The organism is Nocardia sp. NPDC024068 (assembly GCF_040638875.1).
GTDB lineage: Bacteria > Actinomycetota > Actinomycetes > Mycobacteriales > Mycobacteriaceae > Nocardia.
This window is the reverse complement of sequence record NZ_JBEZYU010000008.1, coordinates 109,002-124,193: the sequence shown is the minus strand read 5'-3', so window position 1 is coordinate 124,193 and position 15,192 is coordinate 109,002. Positions and strand designations below refer to the sequence as shown.

General features: G+C 68.5%; 16 protein-coding genes. 6 read left to right on the top strand and 10 right to left on the bottom strand.

The features are described from left to right. Window positions 1-142 precede the first annotated feature (142 nt). From AB0F41_RS11085 to AB0F41_RS11070, 4 genes are all read right to left on the bottom strand, one after another. Window positions 143-604 (bottom strand): hypothetical protein, encoded by a 462-nt coding sequence (locus AB0F41_RS11085; RefSeq protein ID WP_357422633.1) that lies wholly within the window; start codon window positions 602-604, stop codon window positions 143-145. 103 nt (window positions 605-707) lie between these two features. Continuing rightward, on the bottom strand, window positions 708-1,166 hold the full coding sequence (locus AB0F41_RS11080) for a DUF5994 family protein (RefSeq protein WP_357422632.1): 459 nt from the start codon (window positions 1,164-1,166) through the stop codon (window positions 708-710). Window positions 1,167-1,212: 46 nt separating this feature from the next. Next, complete coding sequence (locus AB0F41_RS11075; protein WP_357422631.1) at window positions 1,213-2,223, bottom strand: glycosyltransferase; 1,011 nt, start codon at window positions 2,221-2,223, stop codon at window positions 1,213-1,215. 10 nt (window positions 2,224-2,233) lie between these two features. Then, the gene (locus AB0F41_RS11070) at window positions 2,234-3,553 is read right to left on the bottom strand and encodes a fatty acid desaturase (protein ID WP_357422630.1); all 1,320 of its coding nucleotides are present in this window, start codon (window positions 3,551-3,553) and stop codon (window positions 2,234-2,236) included. A 154-nt stretch (window positions 3,554-3,707) separates the two neighbouring features. On the opposite strand from AB0F41_RS11070, the gene AB0F41_RS11065 reads away from it, so the two are divergent. Further along, a complete protein-coding gene (locus AB0F41_RS11065; RefSeq protein ID WP_357422629.1) occupies window positions 3,708-4,442 on the top strand; it encodes a TetR/AcrR family transcriptional regulator C-terminal domain-containing protein in 735 nt (244 codons plus the stop codon). A gap of 4 nt (window positions 4,443-4,446) precedes the next feature. Here the strand turns inward: AB0F41_RS11065 and AB0F41_RS11060 are convergent, their stop codons facing one another. Then, a complete protein-coding gene (locus AB0F41_RS11060) occupies window positions 4,447-5,214 on the bottom strand; it encodes a TetR/AcrR family transcriptional regulator C-terminal domain-containing protein (RefSeq protein WP_357422628.1) in 768 nt (255 codons plus the stop codon). A gap of 218 nt (window positions 5,215-5,432) precedes the next feature. Between AB0F41_RS11060 and AB0F41_RS11055 the strand changes: the two genes are divergently transcribed. From AB0F41_RS11055 to abc-f, 4 genes are all read left to right on the top strand, one after another. After that, the gene (locus tag AB0F41_RS11055; protein ID WP_357422627.1) at window positions 5,433-5,903 is read left to right on the top strand and encodes a hypothetical protein; all 471 of its coding nucleotides are present in this window, start codon (window positions 5,433-5,435) and stop codon (window positions 5,901-5,903) included. A gap of 102 nt (window positions 5,904-6,005) precedes the next feature. Beyond that, window positions 6,006-6,479 (top strand): hypothetical protein, encoded by a 474-nt coding sequence (locus AB0F41_RS11050; protein ID WP_357422626.1) that lies wholly within the window; start codon window positions 6,006-6,008, stop codon window positions 6,477-6,479. A gap of 182 nt (window positions 6,480-6,661) precedes the next feature. Then, complete coding sequence (locus tag AB0F41_RS11045) at window positions 6,662-6,835, top strand: hypothetical protein (protein WP_357422625.1); 174 nt, start codon at window positions 6,662-6,664, stop codon at window positions 6,833-6,835. A 414-nt stretch (window positions 6,836-7,249) separates the two neighbouring features. Next, window positions 7,250-8,890, top strand: coding sequence for a ribosomal protection-like ABC-F family protein (gene abc-f / locus AB0F41_RS11040; protein WP_357422624.1), 1,641 nt, complete (start codon window positions 7,250-7,252; stop codon window positions 8,888-8,890). Window positions 8,891-8,909: 19 nt separating this feature from the next. Here the strand turns inward: abc-f and AB0F41_RS11035 are convergent, their stop codons facing one another. Beyond that, complete coding sequence (locus AB0F41_RS11035) at window positions 8,910-9,743, bottom strand: virginiamycin B lyase (protein WP_357422677.1); 834 nt, start codon at window positions 9,741-9,743, stop codon at window positions 8,910-8,912. Between the two features lie 107 nt (window positions 9,744-9,850). Beyond that, window positions 9,851-10,330, bottom strand: coding sequence for a DNA starvation/stationary phase protection protein (locus AB0F41_RS11030; RefSeq protein ID WP_357422623.1), 480 nt, complete (start codon window positions 10,328-10,330; stop codon window positions 9,851-9,853). Between the two features lie 198 nt (window positions 10,331-10,528). On the opposite strand from AB0F41_RS11030, the gene AB0F41_RS11025 reads away from it, so the two are divergent. After that, entirely contained in the window at window positions 10,529-11,116 is a 588-nt protein-coding gene (locus AB0F41_RS11025; protein ID WP_357422622.1) for a type 1 glutamine amidotransferase domain-containing protein, read from the top strand. A 93-nt stretch (window positions 11,117-11,209) separates the two neighbouring features. On the opposite strand, the gene AB0F41_RS11020 is transcribed toward AB0F41_RS11025, so the two are convergent. From AB0F41_RS11020 to AB0F41_RS11010, 3 genes are all read right to left on the bottom strand, one after another. Beyond that, entirely contained in the window at window positions 11,210-12,676 is a 1,467-nt protein-coding gene (locus AB0F41_RS11020) for an aldehyde dehydrogenase family protein (protein WP_357422621.1), read from the bottom strand. A gap of 97 nt (window positions 12,677-12,773) precedes the next feature. Beyond that, window positions 12,774-13,955: a 4-hydroxybenzoate 3-monooxygenase gene (locus AB0F41_RS11015; RefSeq protein WP_357422620.1), complete on the bottom strand. Its 1,182-nt coding sequence runs from the start codon at window positions 13,953-13,955 to the stop codon at window positions 12,774-12,776. Continuing rightward, complete coding sequence (locus tag AB0F41_RS11010) at window positions 13,952-15,190, bottom strand: aromatic acid/H+ symport family MFS transporter (RefSeq protein WP_357422619.1); 1,239 nt, start codon at window positions 15,188-15,190, stop codon at window positions 13,952-13,954. The genes AB0F41_RS11015 and AB0F41_RS11010 overlap by 4 nt, the downstream gene beginning before the upstream one ends. Window positions 15,191-15,192: the final 2 nt, after the last annotated feature.

Here is a 15,192-nt window from a genome sequence, read left to right as displayed (position 1 = left end):
GTCCCTGTAGATCGGGGTGGGTGCGGCTCGGAGGACGGTCACGCTGGGGTTGCCCGGTCTCGGATAGTGCGTGCGATCGTCCCGGCCGGCGAGGGTCCGATGGGTTCGCGTGGCCGGTTCCGGTGCCGAGCGCAGCGTCCGCCTATCGAGCTCCGGAGCGGCCGAATATCCGGCTCAGGCCGCTACGGTGCGGCGGCCGATCATCTGGATACGGCGCGGCGACGTGGCCGGGGGCCGCGGCGGAGCTATCGGTGGCGGCGGGGGTGTAGTAGATCGGGGCTTCCCGCTCCGCGCCGATCGGCTGCGACGGGCGCGCCTCGCCGACCGGGGTGTCACGACGTACTGCTTCGAGTTCGCGGCGGGCGGCACGCCCACGGCGGGCACTACGACGAGCCCCGGCCAGCAGCAGTGCCAGGCCCGCGATCCCGATACCGCCGACCACTATGCCGTAGAGGAACAGCACCCCGGTGGAGCCGGTGACGTGGTAGCCGAATACCGCGAAGTCGTCGGTCAATGTGTGCGCGGAGCCGCTGTTGGCGAATACACCCGCGACGCCGACGAGTACCGCTGCGATGAGGATGACGAGTCCGATGACGACGATCATGACGATCCCTCGGATCTGTTGAGTACTTCCAGTAGACGCCGCCGAGGACCCCGTGTCAACACTGTAGGTCTACGTCATTCACATTCGGGATCGCCTGTCGCGCTCACCGGCCTCGCCGCGGCACCGGACGGCGCCGGGCTCTGAGCCACGCCTGGATATCCGATCCCGTCCCGCCGTCGGAATCCGGATGCCGCCGGCCACGGTTCAGCGCGCCGTCGGCGACCGGGGTGAGGAGCCGGAAGGTGAGCGTGACGCCGTCGCCGACGATATCGAGAGTGCGCGGGGGCCGATGCCGGCAACCGTCGAGCCGGATCCGGCGGCCACCGTTTTCCAGTTCCGCTGGTGAGGTGGACCATTCGTCGAGGTGATAGATCACGCGCCGGACGGGCCCGAACCCGGGCTGCAGCACCGGGAACAGACCCGCGAGCTCCGCGACGAGGTCGCGGCTGTGCGGCCACCAGACACCGTCGGCCTTTTCGCCGGCGGCATCGAACTCCAGCCGCACCCGGCGGGCCGACCACTCCTGCCGGCGAGCGTCGAACGCATTGGATTGTGATGTCATGATCGGCACTCCTGTCACGGTGGTCCTGCGGCCGGCCGCCTATCGGCTACGCCGGCTCCTGCGCCAATCGCCGGGCCTGCTGCTGTGTGGAGATCAGGGCGAGTGTCGCTTCGGCGCCTTGGTTTTCGCTTCTGCCGGTGTGCTCGAGTCCGTCGGAGCAGCCGGAGCTGTCCGGGTCGATAAGTGGCGTCCCGATATCGTTCGCGCCACGGAACCATGCTTCACACAGCATCACGGCTTCCTTCCAGCGGCGGTCTCCGGTGGCGTCGTAGGCGCGGGCGCAGGCGTCGGCCAGGCAGGCGACCTCGACGGGCTGCTGGTCGAAGCCCGGCCGGGGTTCCCCGGTCACCCAGCCGTCGATCGGGGTCACGGAGAGATGATCACCGGCCGTCTCGGTCTCGAGTAACCAGCGCAACATCGCCAAACCGTCCGCCTGTATCCGCTCCCTGCCGGGTACCGTCCCGACCGCGAGCAACGCTTCGGCCAGCACGGCGTTGGCGTACGCCAGTCGCGGCTCGGGCCACCGCCAATCGGGCCGGCGCGTGGGTGCACCGATCAGCGCCGCGGTATCGACCAGATAATTCCGCGCACAACGATTGTCCGGATGCGCGCGCAACACCTCGGCCGCCCCCAGCGCGCCGAACGCCATCGCGCGCGCGGACCGGGGCCGCTGCCGGGCGGCGACCGTGAAATGCGCCAACGCGGTCTGCGCCAGATCGGGGCTGTGTGCGACCACGGCGCCGAGCGCCCACAACGCACGGCCCCAATGATCGTCGAGACTCGGTTCGTCCTGCCAGTGCCGGTCGGAACCGCGCCGATTATGGCACCGCCCGTCCGGCGTGAGTGCATCGACCACGAAGTCGAAGTACACCCGGGCGAGGTCGAGCAGCTGCGGTGCGGGTTCGGGTTCGCGAACGGCCACGACGAGGCCGCGGGCCACATCGTCGACGCAGTAACCGTGGTCGACGAGGGGCTCGGTGAGCCGCGCGTGCTCGAAGATTCCGCACTCGTCACTGAGGCGGAACAGATGCGCGTAGGAGATGGTGGTCGTGTTCACGCGACGGGCCTCATATCGCCGTGCGGCAAACACAACCGGCCGCCTCGGGGTCTCGAGCCGACACCGGGAGGGCCACTGGTTCGGATCTGCACATATCCGCCTTTCTTCGTCCGGCCGGCGTCGAATGCGCCGCCACTGCGCGCAGCGCCGAGCGCAGGCCACGCCGGCCGCTCGAGCCGGCGTCGCTGTTGCCGCATTCGTTGTGGCCGTGGAATTTCTTCTCCGAGCCCGTCTCGGGCGCATCGTCGCTGCCCGCGATCAGGAAGTCGTCCGGCAGGGCGAGCTTGTGGATGGTGCGCAGGGTGAGTAGGTATTGGCGCAGCAGGGGGCCGGTGGTGTACGGAAGGTCGTACTCGTCGCACAGCGCGCGCACCCGGTGACTGATCTCGGCGTAGCGGTTGCTGGGCAGGTCCGGGAAAAGATGGTGTTCGATCTGGTAGCACAGGTTCCCGCTCAGGAACGCCAGTACCGGTCCGGCGTCGAAATTGGCGGTACCGAGCATCTGCCGCAGATACCACTGGGCCTTCGATTCCGCCTCGACCACGGTGGGTTCGAACTTCTCCGCACCGTCGGGAAAATGGCCGCAGAAGATCACGACGTACGCCCACAGATTGCGCACCACATTGGCTGCTGTATTCGCGGCGAGTGTCCGCCGCCAACGCCGCCCGCTCAGCGCCGGGAACAGCAGATAGTCCTTACCGACCTGTCTGCCGACCTTCTTCAGGAACGCCCTGGTCTCCGCGGTCTTTCCCGCGGGGGTGGACACGCGATCGCGTTCGGAGTACAGGTCGTGCAGGGCGATACCCCATTCGAACAGGCCCGCCAGCATGAGATTCTGCAACGGCTGCAGCAGTAACCGCGGCCGCCACGGCTGATCGCGGGTCACCCGCATGACGCCGAAGCCGATATCGTCGTCCATCCCGATGACGTTCGTGTACATGTGGTGGCGAAAGTTGTGGGAGTATCGCCACTGCGAAGACAAACCCGCCATATCCCATTCCCAGGTGCCGGAATGGATTTCGGGATCGTTCATCCAATCCCATTGGCCGTGGCAGACATTGTGGCCGAGTTCCATGTTCTCGATACTCTTGGCCACCGCCAGCCCGGCGGTGGCCAGCGCCCAGCCCACCTTGCCCCGGCTCAGGGCGATGACCAGGCGAGAGGTCAGATCCAGCCCGCGCTGCAGGGCGATGGTGCGGCGGATGTAGGCCGCATCCCGGGCCCCCCGTCGTGCCACGATGTCACGCCGGATCGCGTCCAGTTCCAGCCCCAGTGCGTCGACGTCGGCAGGACTGAGGTGCGCGTAGACACCGACTTCGGTGATTGCCATTGTTCATACCCTCGAATTGCCGGGGTGTTGCGCCGTGGCCGGACCGATGCCGGGGCGCGGCCCGGCTGTGTCCACAGTCTAGGCGCGGATACACCGTGTGTCTACAGTGTAGAATTACGCTGTTATCAACAGCAGATGAACAGCGGGGCGCGCGATGAACACGATCAGAGCCGGACCGCCCGGCGGCCCGGATGGTCACCCCGCGGGCCGCAGTATTCATCCCCTGACCCGCGCGGTGATACTGGCCGCCGCACTCGACATCATCGACCGCGAGAGCGTCGAGCGGCTGTCGATGCGGCACCTGGGCAACCGGCTCGGCCACGACCCGGCGGCGCTGTACCGGCACGCCACCAACAAGGCCGCGCTCCTCGACGGCGTCACCGAGTTCGTATTCGAACAACTCACCGTCGACTCCACCGACCCCGACTGGCGCCGCCAGCTACGCCTCGTCGCCCGGGACTTCCGCAGACTCGCCATAGCGCATCCGCACGCGGTGCCGCTGCTGGTCACCCGCTCGCTGGCCACCCCGCTGGGCCTGCGGCCGCCGGGGACCCTGCGCCCGCTGGAACATATTCTCGATCTGCTCACCCGGGCCGACTTCAGCGGAGGCGACGCCCTGCACATCTATCGCGCCCTGTTCGGATTCCTCTACGGGCACGTCCTCAACGAGGTGCAGGAGATCGTGGAACGCCCGGAAGAAACCACCGACCTGCTCCGGCTCGGCCTGCACCATCTGCCCCTCACCGAGTTCCCGCTACTGCGCGGCCTCGCATCACAGCTGGCCGGCTACGACGGCGTCACCGAACTGGAACGCGGCCTCGACACCCTGCTCGCCGGCCTCGACATCACTCTCGCCCCGGCTACCCCGCGACGGATGTACCCGGGGTGACCCGTCACCGTGTTGCGGGCGCGTCGTCCGGGCCGGGCAGAACGGCGTCACCCGGCCGGGACGCGGCGGGACCCGGTCCAGGTACGGTCGCCGCGAGACCGGCCAGCAGGATATTCAGCCCACGCTCGAGTTCCACCGCGCCGTCATAGGCCGCCAGCACCGGCGCCAGGCTCCGAACCAGTGGGAACTCGCCGATCGGCAGCCGATACAAACCCAGCCGGAGCAGATCGTCGGTCTCTTCCGGGCGTTCCACGATCTCCTGCACTTCGTTGAGGACGTGTCCGTACAGGAACCCGAACAACGCCCGATAGATGTGCAACGCGTCCACAACCGTGTATCCGACCCGGGTGAGCAGCGCGAGCATATCCTCCAGCGGCCGCACCACCGCCTGCGGCCGCTGCCCCAGCGGGGTGGCCAGCGGCCGGGTCACCAGCAGCGGCACCACCAGCGGATGCGCCAACGCCACGCGCCGGAACTCCCGGGCCACGCGACGCACTTCGGCAACCCAATCGGAAGCCGTGGCATCGACCGACAATTCGGCGAAGACCACCTCCGCGACACCGTCGAGCACCGCCGCCTTGTTCGGCACATGCCGATAGATCACCATCGGATCACGTCCCACCGCCTCGGCCAGACGTCGCATCGACAATCCGTCGATCCCGTCGCGGTCGACGATCTCGAGCGCCGCGTTCAGGACAGCCGTCCGGGTCACCGGGCTGTCCCGGCGGCCCGCGCCGGCTTTCCGGCGACCACGCGAGGATTCAGCTGTCACGAAGGCGCTCCGTTCTCCGGGATCGACAGTAGATCTACAACGTAGACACAGGGCGGGCGCCACGTCCAGGACCCGGCCGGATATCGCACCGGACGCGAACCCGCGCGGCGGCGAGCAGGGTGCCGGCAGAACGACAGCCATTGCCACCGAGCAGCGGCGATAGCTACTATCAATCGAGTCGAATCGGGTCGGACACTCGAACAGAACGGAATCCACCCATGAGGCCACAAGCGCAGTTCCTGCGGGCGGGCCCTCGACTGATCGGCACCATGGTCGGGGCCGTTGCGCTCATCTTCACCGCCGCACCGGCGGTGGCCCTTCCCTTCGGCGGCAACGCATTCGTCGCCGGACAACCGGGTCCACAGGTCGAACTGAATCAGTACTGCCAAGCTCCCGGCGAGGTGGGACACCTCGCGGACGGTGAGACCGTCTACTGCACCGCGATCAACGGTTCCGACTCCTTCGTATGGTCCATGTGGCCCGAACCCCAGGCACTACCGGTGGATCCGAACACCGGCGGGTACACCTGCTACGGAGCGAATTGCACGTTCCCCGACGGGAACCAGGTTCCAGAGGAACAGCGGTGCGGTACGCGATGCGGTGAACCGCCCACGACCGGCGATGTCCAGAACGGCTGGGCGGACGGGCTGCGCAACGGCGCGAGCCGGGAAGTCCACACCGCCGAGTGACCGGTGGAAACCCATCGTCTCCTCCTTCGGACGGATGTAGCCGCCCGATTCGACACCCGAGACGATCAGGTCACGCACCCGAGTATCGAGAATGGTGAATCCATGCGGTACCCAGCACATTCACACACACTTCTGTCCGGACGCATCCGGATCCTCGCCGCGGCGGCGGTGCTGTTCGCCGCCGGCGCGGCGCCGATCGCCGCCCCGGCCGCCGGTCCGGCGCGGGCCGATCCCGAGATCCCGGTGGTCGCCTTGAACGACTACTGCGCCGAACCCGGCGCCGTCGGGCAGGCGGAGTCGGACGGAAGAACCGTCTACTGCACCGCGGTCGTGGGCAGCGAATCCCACGTCTGGTCGTATTCGCAGGTGGCGCTGGCACGCGACCCGAACACTCGCGGTTACACCTGTGGCGAGGACGGCTGCCGCTACCCCGACGGCGCCGAGGTCCCCGGCTACCAGCGCTGCGGCCTGCTCTGCGGGGAACCACCCACCTCCGGCGATGTGCAGAGCGGTGTGGCCGACTGCTTCGAATCCGGCGTGAGCTACGACGAGTGCCTGGTACGCGTGCCCGAGTAACCGATCCGGGCCGCCGCGGCCGCCTCGTGACAAATACGCGACTTCGTATTGCCGTCGCGGCAACCCTTCTGTGACCCGCGCGCCGGAACTTAATCCTTCCTTGTCTGGTATCGGTGCCCTGACCGGCGAAAACTGGGAGAGCGCAGCAAATCAACGGGTTTCAACCAATCAAAGGGTCCGAAATGCCAGCCAGAATCACCAAACTCTTCGCCGCCACCACCATCGCACTGGCCTTGGGCGCAGCCGCGGCGCCCGCCGCGTCGGCCGCGACCGGCCCGATGCAGGAGCCTCTCGGTCCCATCACGGGATCGGTCGTGCTCTGCCTGCCTCTGGGCAGCGCCACCATCTGCATCTGACCGCTCGGGCAGTCCCGATCCGCCCTCCCGTCCGCTGTCCGATCCGCTCACGGGACGCGATCGCACGACTGCCGGCGCACCACCGAACCACTACCCGGAACGCACGTTGCTCGCGAAGGAGCGTGCGGAGGATGAGCAGGCCGTGTCCCCACACGACCTGCTCATCCATTTCCGGAACCGGTCGCGGCAGGTGGACGGAGGCCCACGACCTCGGCCGCGCGGCTGATACCCTTTTACCGGTTATCGAAGTACAGGAGACCGACCATGGTTGGTGAACTCGACATCTCCGGGGTCACCCGGCTCTGACGGCCACCGGTTGGGCGCATCGGGCGCCGCTGTTGTGGCCATATCGTCGTTCGCCGATCCGTTCGCGGTGCTGCCACCGGGCGCCCGCACGAAACAGAGGTCTCCCTGATGTCCGATGCCCGTATCGTCTGCTCGAATCTGTCGTTCTCCTGGCCGGACGACACTCCCGTATTCACCGGCCTGTCCTTTTCCGTGCCCGCCGGGCGTACCGGCCTGGTGGCTCCGAACGGCGCGGGGAAGAGCACCCTGCTCCGCCTGATCGCCGGTGAGCTGACGCCGACGGCCGGCAGCGTCGCCGTCGACGGCGTCCTCGGTTATCTCCCCCAGACCCTGCCACTGACCCGCGATATGACCGTGGCCCAGCTGCTGGGTATCGCACCCTTGCTGGCGGCGCTCGAGGCGATCGAATCGGGTGATACCGCCGAGGAACATTTCACGACCATCGGTTCGGAGTGGGATATCGAGGAACGTACCCGTGCCCAACTGGACCGGCTGGGAATCGGGGAGCTGTCGTTCACCCGACCGCTGCATACGCTCAGCGGCGGTCAGGTGGTGTCCCTGGGGCTGGCGGCCCAGTTGCTGCGCCGGCCCGATGTGCTGTTGCTGGACGAACCCACCAACAACCTCGATCTGGAGGCCCGCCACAAGCTCTACGACGTACTCGGCGATTGGAAGGGCTGCCTGCTGCTGGTCGGCCACGACCGCGCCCTCCTGGACCGGATGGACCGTATCGCCGAACTGCACGCGGGCGAGATCGCCTTCCACGGCGGCAATTTCACCGAATACGAGGAAGCGGTCCGCGCGGCGCGCGAGGTCGTGGAGAAGAACATCCGCAATGCGGAACAGGAAGTCAAACGCGAGAAGCGTGAACTCCAGCAGGCCCGCGAACGCGCGGCACGCCGGGCGAGCACCGCCGCGCGCAATCTCGGCAATGCCGGGCTGCCGAAGATTTTCGCGGGCACGATGAAACGCAACGCGCAGGAATCGGCGGGCCGGGCCCACGAAACCCACGCCGCGCGGGTGGAGGCGGCCCGGACCAAACTGGATTCGGCCGAACGTGCGATACGGACCGAGCACCGGATCGCGGTGCAACTGCCGCGGACCCGGGTTCCGGCGGGACGCACCGTATTTCTCGGCGAGGATCTCCGCCACCGATTCGGTGCCCGCACGGTCCTCGGCCCCGACGGCACCGACCTGGCCATTCGCGGCCCCGAACGGATCGCGCTGACCGGGCCCAACGGTGCCGGCAAGTCCACTCTGCTGCGGATCGTGCACGGTGATCTGGCCCCGGATTCCGGGGAGATCACCCGCGCCGAGGGCCGGGTCGCCTATCTCTCCCAGCGGCTGGATCTGCTCGATCCGGACCGGACGGTCGCCGAGAACCTGGCCGCGGCCGCCCCCGGCCTCCCGGACTCGGACCGGATGAATCTGCTCGCCCGGTTCCTCTTCCGGGGCAGCCGCGTCCAGCTACCGGTCGGCGTGCTCTCCGGCGGTGAACGGCTGCGGGCGACCCTGGCCTGTGTCCTGTTCGCCGAACCGGCACCGCAACTGCTCCTGCTCGACGAGCCGACGAACAACCTGGATCTGGTCGGCGTCGAACAGCTGGAGAGCGCCCTCGATGCCTACGAAGGCGCGTTCGTCGTGGTCAGCCACGACGAACGATTCCTGCGTGAGATCGGTGTGCGACGGTGGCTGCGCCTGTCCGAGGGCAGCCTGCACGAGATCGCGGGACCTCCCGGAACCGACTGAGTACCGGTCGGATTCGCGTTCACACCGGGACGCGCTCGAGGGTGCCCGATTCCATCGCCACCCAGAGCGCGCCGTCCGGCCCCACGGCCAGACCGTGCGGTTCGGAACCCGGGAGTTCGGTTTCGCTGATCACGCCCTCGACGGTGATGCGGCCGAGCCGGGCGGTCGCCCATTCGGTGAACCACAGGGCGCCGTCCGGCCCGGCGATGATGGCATGCGGCCGGGCGGCGGCATCGGGCAGCGGGAATTCCTCGATATCGCCCGCGGTCGTGATCCGGCCGATCCGGCCGGCGCCGATCTCGACGAACCACAGAGCCCCGTCCGGACCCGCGGTGATACCGACCGGGTTCGCGCCCGGTGTGGGGAGTGGATGAACGGTCGATACTCCGTCCAGGCCGGTCCGGCCGATGGCGTTGCCCTGGTTGAGGGTGTACCAGAGCGCGCCGTCGGAACCGGCGGTGATCATCGAGGGCATACCGGTCACCGGGAAATAGGTCGTGTTCCCGTCCGGTGTCAGCCGGCCGATCCGATCGGCCTGTAGTTCGGTGAACCAGAGTGCGCCGTCCGGACCTGTGGTGAGTCCGTACGGAGTCTCGGCCGGAAACCAGGCCGGATCACCTTCCCCGGTGATCCGGCCGATCCGGTTGCCGCGGAATTCGCTGAACCACATGGCATCACCGGGGCCGGGCACGATCACCGTCGGCTGGCCGCCGGGGCGATCGGAGGCGAAAACGCGTACCTCGCCCTCGTGATAGCGGCCCACCGCGCCCGCACCGGCCAGGGTGAACCACAGAGCACCGTCGGCGCCGGTGTTCACTCCGTACGGCGCACCGGGAACCTCTACCACCTGCACTCCTCCCATAGCGCCGGTATCCGGCGCGACACAACCCGGCGGGGACCGTAGCGGCCACCCTACGCGACCCCGGGCCGCCCGCCGGTCCGCGACGCCGCGCCGGCGGATCAGGCGGAGGAAAGCTGAGCCTGCCACATCCAGTGCAGCTGCTCCAGCCGGCCCGCGATCGTGATGAAGAGGTCCTGGCTGACCGGGTCGGCCTTCTCGGTGCTGTCGATCCGCACCCGGAGCCGGCGGATGATCGTGTCGAGATTCTCCACGACCGCGTTGATCACATCGGTGTCCTGCTGCCAGCCGTCCGGGAAATCGGGTCCACCGGACTCCTTGGCGACCGTTGCCGCGCGCCCGTCCGGGCTCACCCCGATGGCGGTGGCGCGTTCGGCGGCCTGGTCGGTGAAATCGCGGGCCGCGGTGACCAGTTCGTCCAAGGCCAGGTGTACGGAGCGGAAATTGCGTCCGAGGACGTTCCAGTGGGCCTGTTTGGCGATCAGCGATAAATCGATGAGGTCGACGACGGTGGCGCGCAGGGCCTCACCGGTGATCCGCTGCTGTTCCGGGTCGAGCGTGCTCTTGATCGGGACGTTCATCAACGAAAACCCTTTCTTGTCGTTCCGGACAAGGGTCGGCTACCCGGAATCGGACTCTCGAATCCGGCAGGCCCCGATCTCGGCGGTAGCGCCGATCACACCTGTTTTGCGGCGGCGAGCCGGGGTAGGTCGACCACAGGCCGGTTTCGGCACCGAGTTTTCGCAGGTACAGCGTTTCCGCGTAGAAGGGAGCAAGAGATGGCCCAGCACAATCTGACCGGACGGCGGGTGGCGATCCTCGCGGCCGACGGCGTGGAGCAGGTCGAACTCGTGCAACCGCGATCGGCGGTCGAGGACGCGGGTGCGAGCACGGCGCTGGTCTCGTTGCAGCAGGGACGGGTCCAGGCCATGAACCACGACGTGGAGAAGGGCGACACCTTCCCGGTCGACCGGGTGGTCGGCGACTGCTCGGCCGACGAATTCGACGCCCTGCTACTCCCCGGAGGCACCACCAATCCGGACAAGCTCCGCCAAGACTCCGCGGCGGTGGGATTCGTCCGTGATTTCTTCGCCGCCGGAAAACCGGTGGGGGTTATCTGCCACGGTCCGTGGACGCTGGTGGAGGCCGATGTGGTGCGCGGGCGCACCCTCACCTCCTACCCCAGCGTGCGCACCGATATCCGCAATGCCGGCGGCACCGTGGTCGACGAGGAGGTGGTCAACGACCACGGCCTGGTGTCCAGCCGCAACCCCGGCGACCTGCCCGCGTTCTGCGCGAAGATCGTCGAAGAATTCGCCGAGGGCAAACATCGGGTACACCCGGAAGGCGCCACCGCACCCGGCTGATCCGCGCACCGGGACCCTCGCCGGCGCCGCCCGACACCTTCGGCCGAAATGCCCGGGCCGTGGCAGCGGCGCCGGACATCGCGCGGCAGGATCTCAGAACGGGTAGCGGGCGATCTCCGATTGCACCGTGACCCACTGGGTTTCGGTGAAGGTGTCGAGGTTGGCGGCGGGACCGCCGAACCGGCCGCCCACCCCCGATGCCTTGATACCTCCGAAGGGGATGACCGCCTCGTCGTCCACCGTCTGATCGTTGACGTGGACGGCGCCGGAATGGATGCGGTCGGCCAGTTCGAAGGCCCTGAACGCGTCGCCGGTCAGAATGCCCACCGAGAGACCGTATTCGGAGTCGTTGATCAGATCGACGGCCTCGTCGAGCGTGTCGTAGGTGAGCACCGGCGCCACCGGGCCGAAGATCTCCTCGGTCCAGGCCGGGTTGTCCGGGGTGAGGCCGGTGAGCACCGTCGGCCGGTAGTAGAGGTCGGTGTACTCGCCACCGGCGGCCACGGTGGCCCCCGCCGCGGCGGCGGAGGTCACCAGATCGTGGACGCGGTCGCGCTGGGCGGCGTCGATGATCGGGCCCAGCGCGTTGCCGGGGTCGGCCGGATCACCGACCGCGAGCGCGCGGGCCTTACCGGCCAGCGTCGCGATGTAGTCCTCGGCGATCGAGCTGTGGACGAGATGCCGCCCGGTGGTCATGCAGATCTGGCCCTGATGCAGGAACGAACCCCACGCGCCGGCCGAGGCCGCGGCCGCGACGTCGGCGTCGGGGAGTACCAGCAGCGCGTTGTTCCCGCCGAGTTCGAGATGGATCTTCTTCAGCAGCGGCCCCGCCTCGGCGGCGATCCGCCGGCCCGCCGCCGTCGACCCGGTGAACGACAGGCAGGGGATCCGCGGATGCGACACCATCGCCGCGCCCAGTTCGCCGCCGCCGGGCAGCACATGCAGGACACCGGCGGGCAGACCCGCTTCGCTCAGGAGTTCGGCGAGTGCCAGGCCGCCCGAGATCGGCGTGCGGGGATCGGGTTTGAGGATCACCGCGTTGCCCAGGGCCAGGGCCGGCGCCACCGACCGCATCGAGAGGATGCCGGGAAAGTTGAACGGTGAGATCACGCCGACCACGCCCACCGGCACCCGGCGTGCCACCGAGAATCGCGGTCTGCTCGATCGCAGGATCTCGCCGTACGGGTGCGACGCCAGTGCCGCCGACTCCTGGAGTTCGCTGGTCACCAGCCCGACCTCGAAGGCGGCCTTCCCCTGCCCCGACCCGGCTTCGGCGACCAGCCATGATGCCAGCCGGTCCGGGTTCTCGCCCAGCAGCTGCGCGGCCCGCAGCAGCACCGCCACCCGCTCGTCGTAGGTGCGCGCGGCCCATGCCCGCTGTGCTCCGAGCGCGGATTCCACTGCCCGGTCGAGGTCTTCGGCACCGGCCTCGCCGACGGTATCGACGACCGCGCCGGTCGCCGGCGAGAGCACCGGCAGCGGGTTCGAGGCGGGGCGGAAGGCGCCGTCGAAGAGCGCGCCGTGCCATGCGGTGGTGGAGGGTCCGGCCGTGGTGGTCATGAGAACTCCTGATTCATGAATCGTGGCGGGAACGAGTATCGCGGCGGCGCCGCCGGATGATGTCCGGATCGGCGGAAATCCGTGCCGGACGTCGAGGTCAGGCGGCCTGCTGCCAGCCGGTGTAGGCCTCGGCGAGGTAGGCCGCGCCGTGCTGGGAGCCGGTGACCAGCGCCAATTCCCCACGCTGGCGTTCGATATCGAACGGCGAGGCGCCCTCCACCGAATGCAGCATGGTGGTCATCCAGTAGGAGAAGTGCTGGGCCTTCCACACCCGGTCCAGCGCCCGCTCGGTGTAGCGGTCGAGCGCGGGATCGCCCATACCGCCGAGGAAATCGATGATCGCCTCGTGCAGCACCCGCACATCGGCCAGCGCCAGGTTGAGGCCTTTCGCGCCGGTCGGCGGGACGGTGTGCGCGGCATCGCCGGCGAGCAGCAGGCGACCGTACCGCATCGGCGCGGTGACGAAGGACCGGAACGGCAGCACCATCTTCGCGCTGATCGGACCTTCCACGATCTCGAAGCCGTTCCCGTTCACCCGGCGGCGCATCTCGGCCCAGATCCGGTCGTCGTCCCATTCCTCGGGACGCTCCTGGGGCGAGCACTGGAAATACATCCGCTGCACGGTGGGCGTGCGCTGGCTGACCAGCGCGAAGCCGTGCTCAGAATGCGCGTAGATCAGTTCCGGATGCGACGGCGGTGCGTCGGCGAGGAAACCGAACCACGCGAACGGATATTCGCGGAACCATTCGCTGCGGGTCCCGGCCGGGAAGGTCTTCCGGCAGATCGACCGCGACCCGTCGGCGCCGACCACCAGATCCGCCTCCACCCGGGCGGGCCGGCCGTCGGCTCCGGTGAAGGAGACGACCGGCCGCTCGGCCGCGATATCCACCGACGTATCGGTGACCCCGTACCGCACATCGCCATGGTCGGCTTCGCGGCGCGCGGCCAGATCGACGAAGACATCGTTCTGCGGGTACAGCCACACCGATTCGCCGACCAGGTCCTTGAAATCGATGCGGTGGTTTTCCCCGCCGAACCGGAACACCACACCGTCGTGCCGGTCGCCCTCGGTCATCACCCGATCGGAGACACCGGACTCCACCAGGGTCCGCACGGATCCGGCCTCGAGGATGCCGGCCCGGATCGTGGTGGCGATCTCGTGCCGGTCGCGGATATCCACGACCACCGAGTCGATCCCGGAGCGGTGCAGCAGATGCGACAGCAGCAGGCCCGCCGGACCCGCGCCGACGATGGCTACCTGGGTGCGGGTGGTGGTCATGTGGCGTACTCCTTCAGATCGTCGCGTCCGGTGCGGGCGGGTTCGGCCGGCGGGTCGTCGTGGCGGGCCAGGCGGGGCACCGTCGCCAGTGCGATCAGTCCCAGCGCGGCCACCGCCGCGAAGAAATAGAAGCCCCAGGGGTGGGCGGAACCGGAGACGATGAGCGCTCCGGTGATACTCGGGCCGAAGATGGCGCCGAGGCGGCCGACGGCCGCGGTCAGACCGAGCGCGGTGGCCCGGACCTCGGCCGGATATGCCTGGGTGACATAGGCATAGACGAGGACCTGCGCGGAGAAGACGAAGATGCCGGTGACCAGGACCAGGGCGTTGAGGGCGACCGTGCCGGACACCTTGACGCTCAGCAGCGCCAGCAGGACCGCGGCCGCGGCGAACCAGACCAGGATGATCGGTTTGGTGCCGCGGCGGTCGGCGAGGATTCCGGCGACGACCAGGCCGATGATGGCGCCGATGTTCAGCACCAGCAGCAGGGTCAGCGAGGTCGACATGTTGTATCCGGCGTCGCGCATCAGCTTCGGCAGCCAGGTGTTCAGGCCGTAGACCAGCAGCAGGCCCATGAACGAGCCCACCCAGACGCCGAGCGTGGTGCGCAGGTAGCGCGGCTGGAGCACCACCGTGGGCTTGACCCGCTCGGTTTTGTCGCGGGCTTGCAGGTAGGCGTCGGATTCCGGCAGTTTGCGCCACATGAGCGGCAGCAGCAGGAGTCCGGCGACACCACCGGCGTAGAACAGGATCTCCCAGTCCGGGACCAGCCACAGCGCGAGCAGCGAGGCGAGGACGGCACCGGCGTGGTAGCCCGTCATGGTGAAGGTACTGGCGAAGGCCCGGCGGGTGGGCGGCATATGTTCGGCCATGAAGGTCAGTGCCGTGGGCATGCACGCACCGAGTCCCAGTCCGGCCAGCAGCCGGAAGGCGCCGAATACGCCGACCGATCCGGCCCAGGGCACCGCGATGGTGAATACGGAGAACAGCGCGATCGAGGCCAGCAGCACCCGGCGGCGGCCGTAGCGGTCGGCCAGCGGTCCCACTCCCGCCGCGCCGATCGCGACGCCGACCAGGGAGATGGTGGCGGCGAAGGTGGCGCTCGCGGCGGTGAAGCCGATGTGGTTCTCGTCGATGAGAGTCGGGATGACCGCGCCGAGCACGACGAGGTCGTACCCGTCGAGGAGCACGGTGAGCCAGCACAACGCGGCCGGCCACGACAGCAGTTTGTTCATGG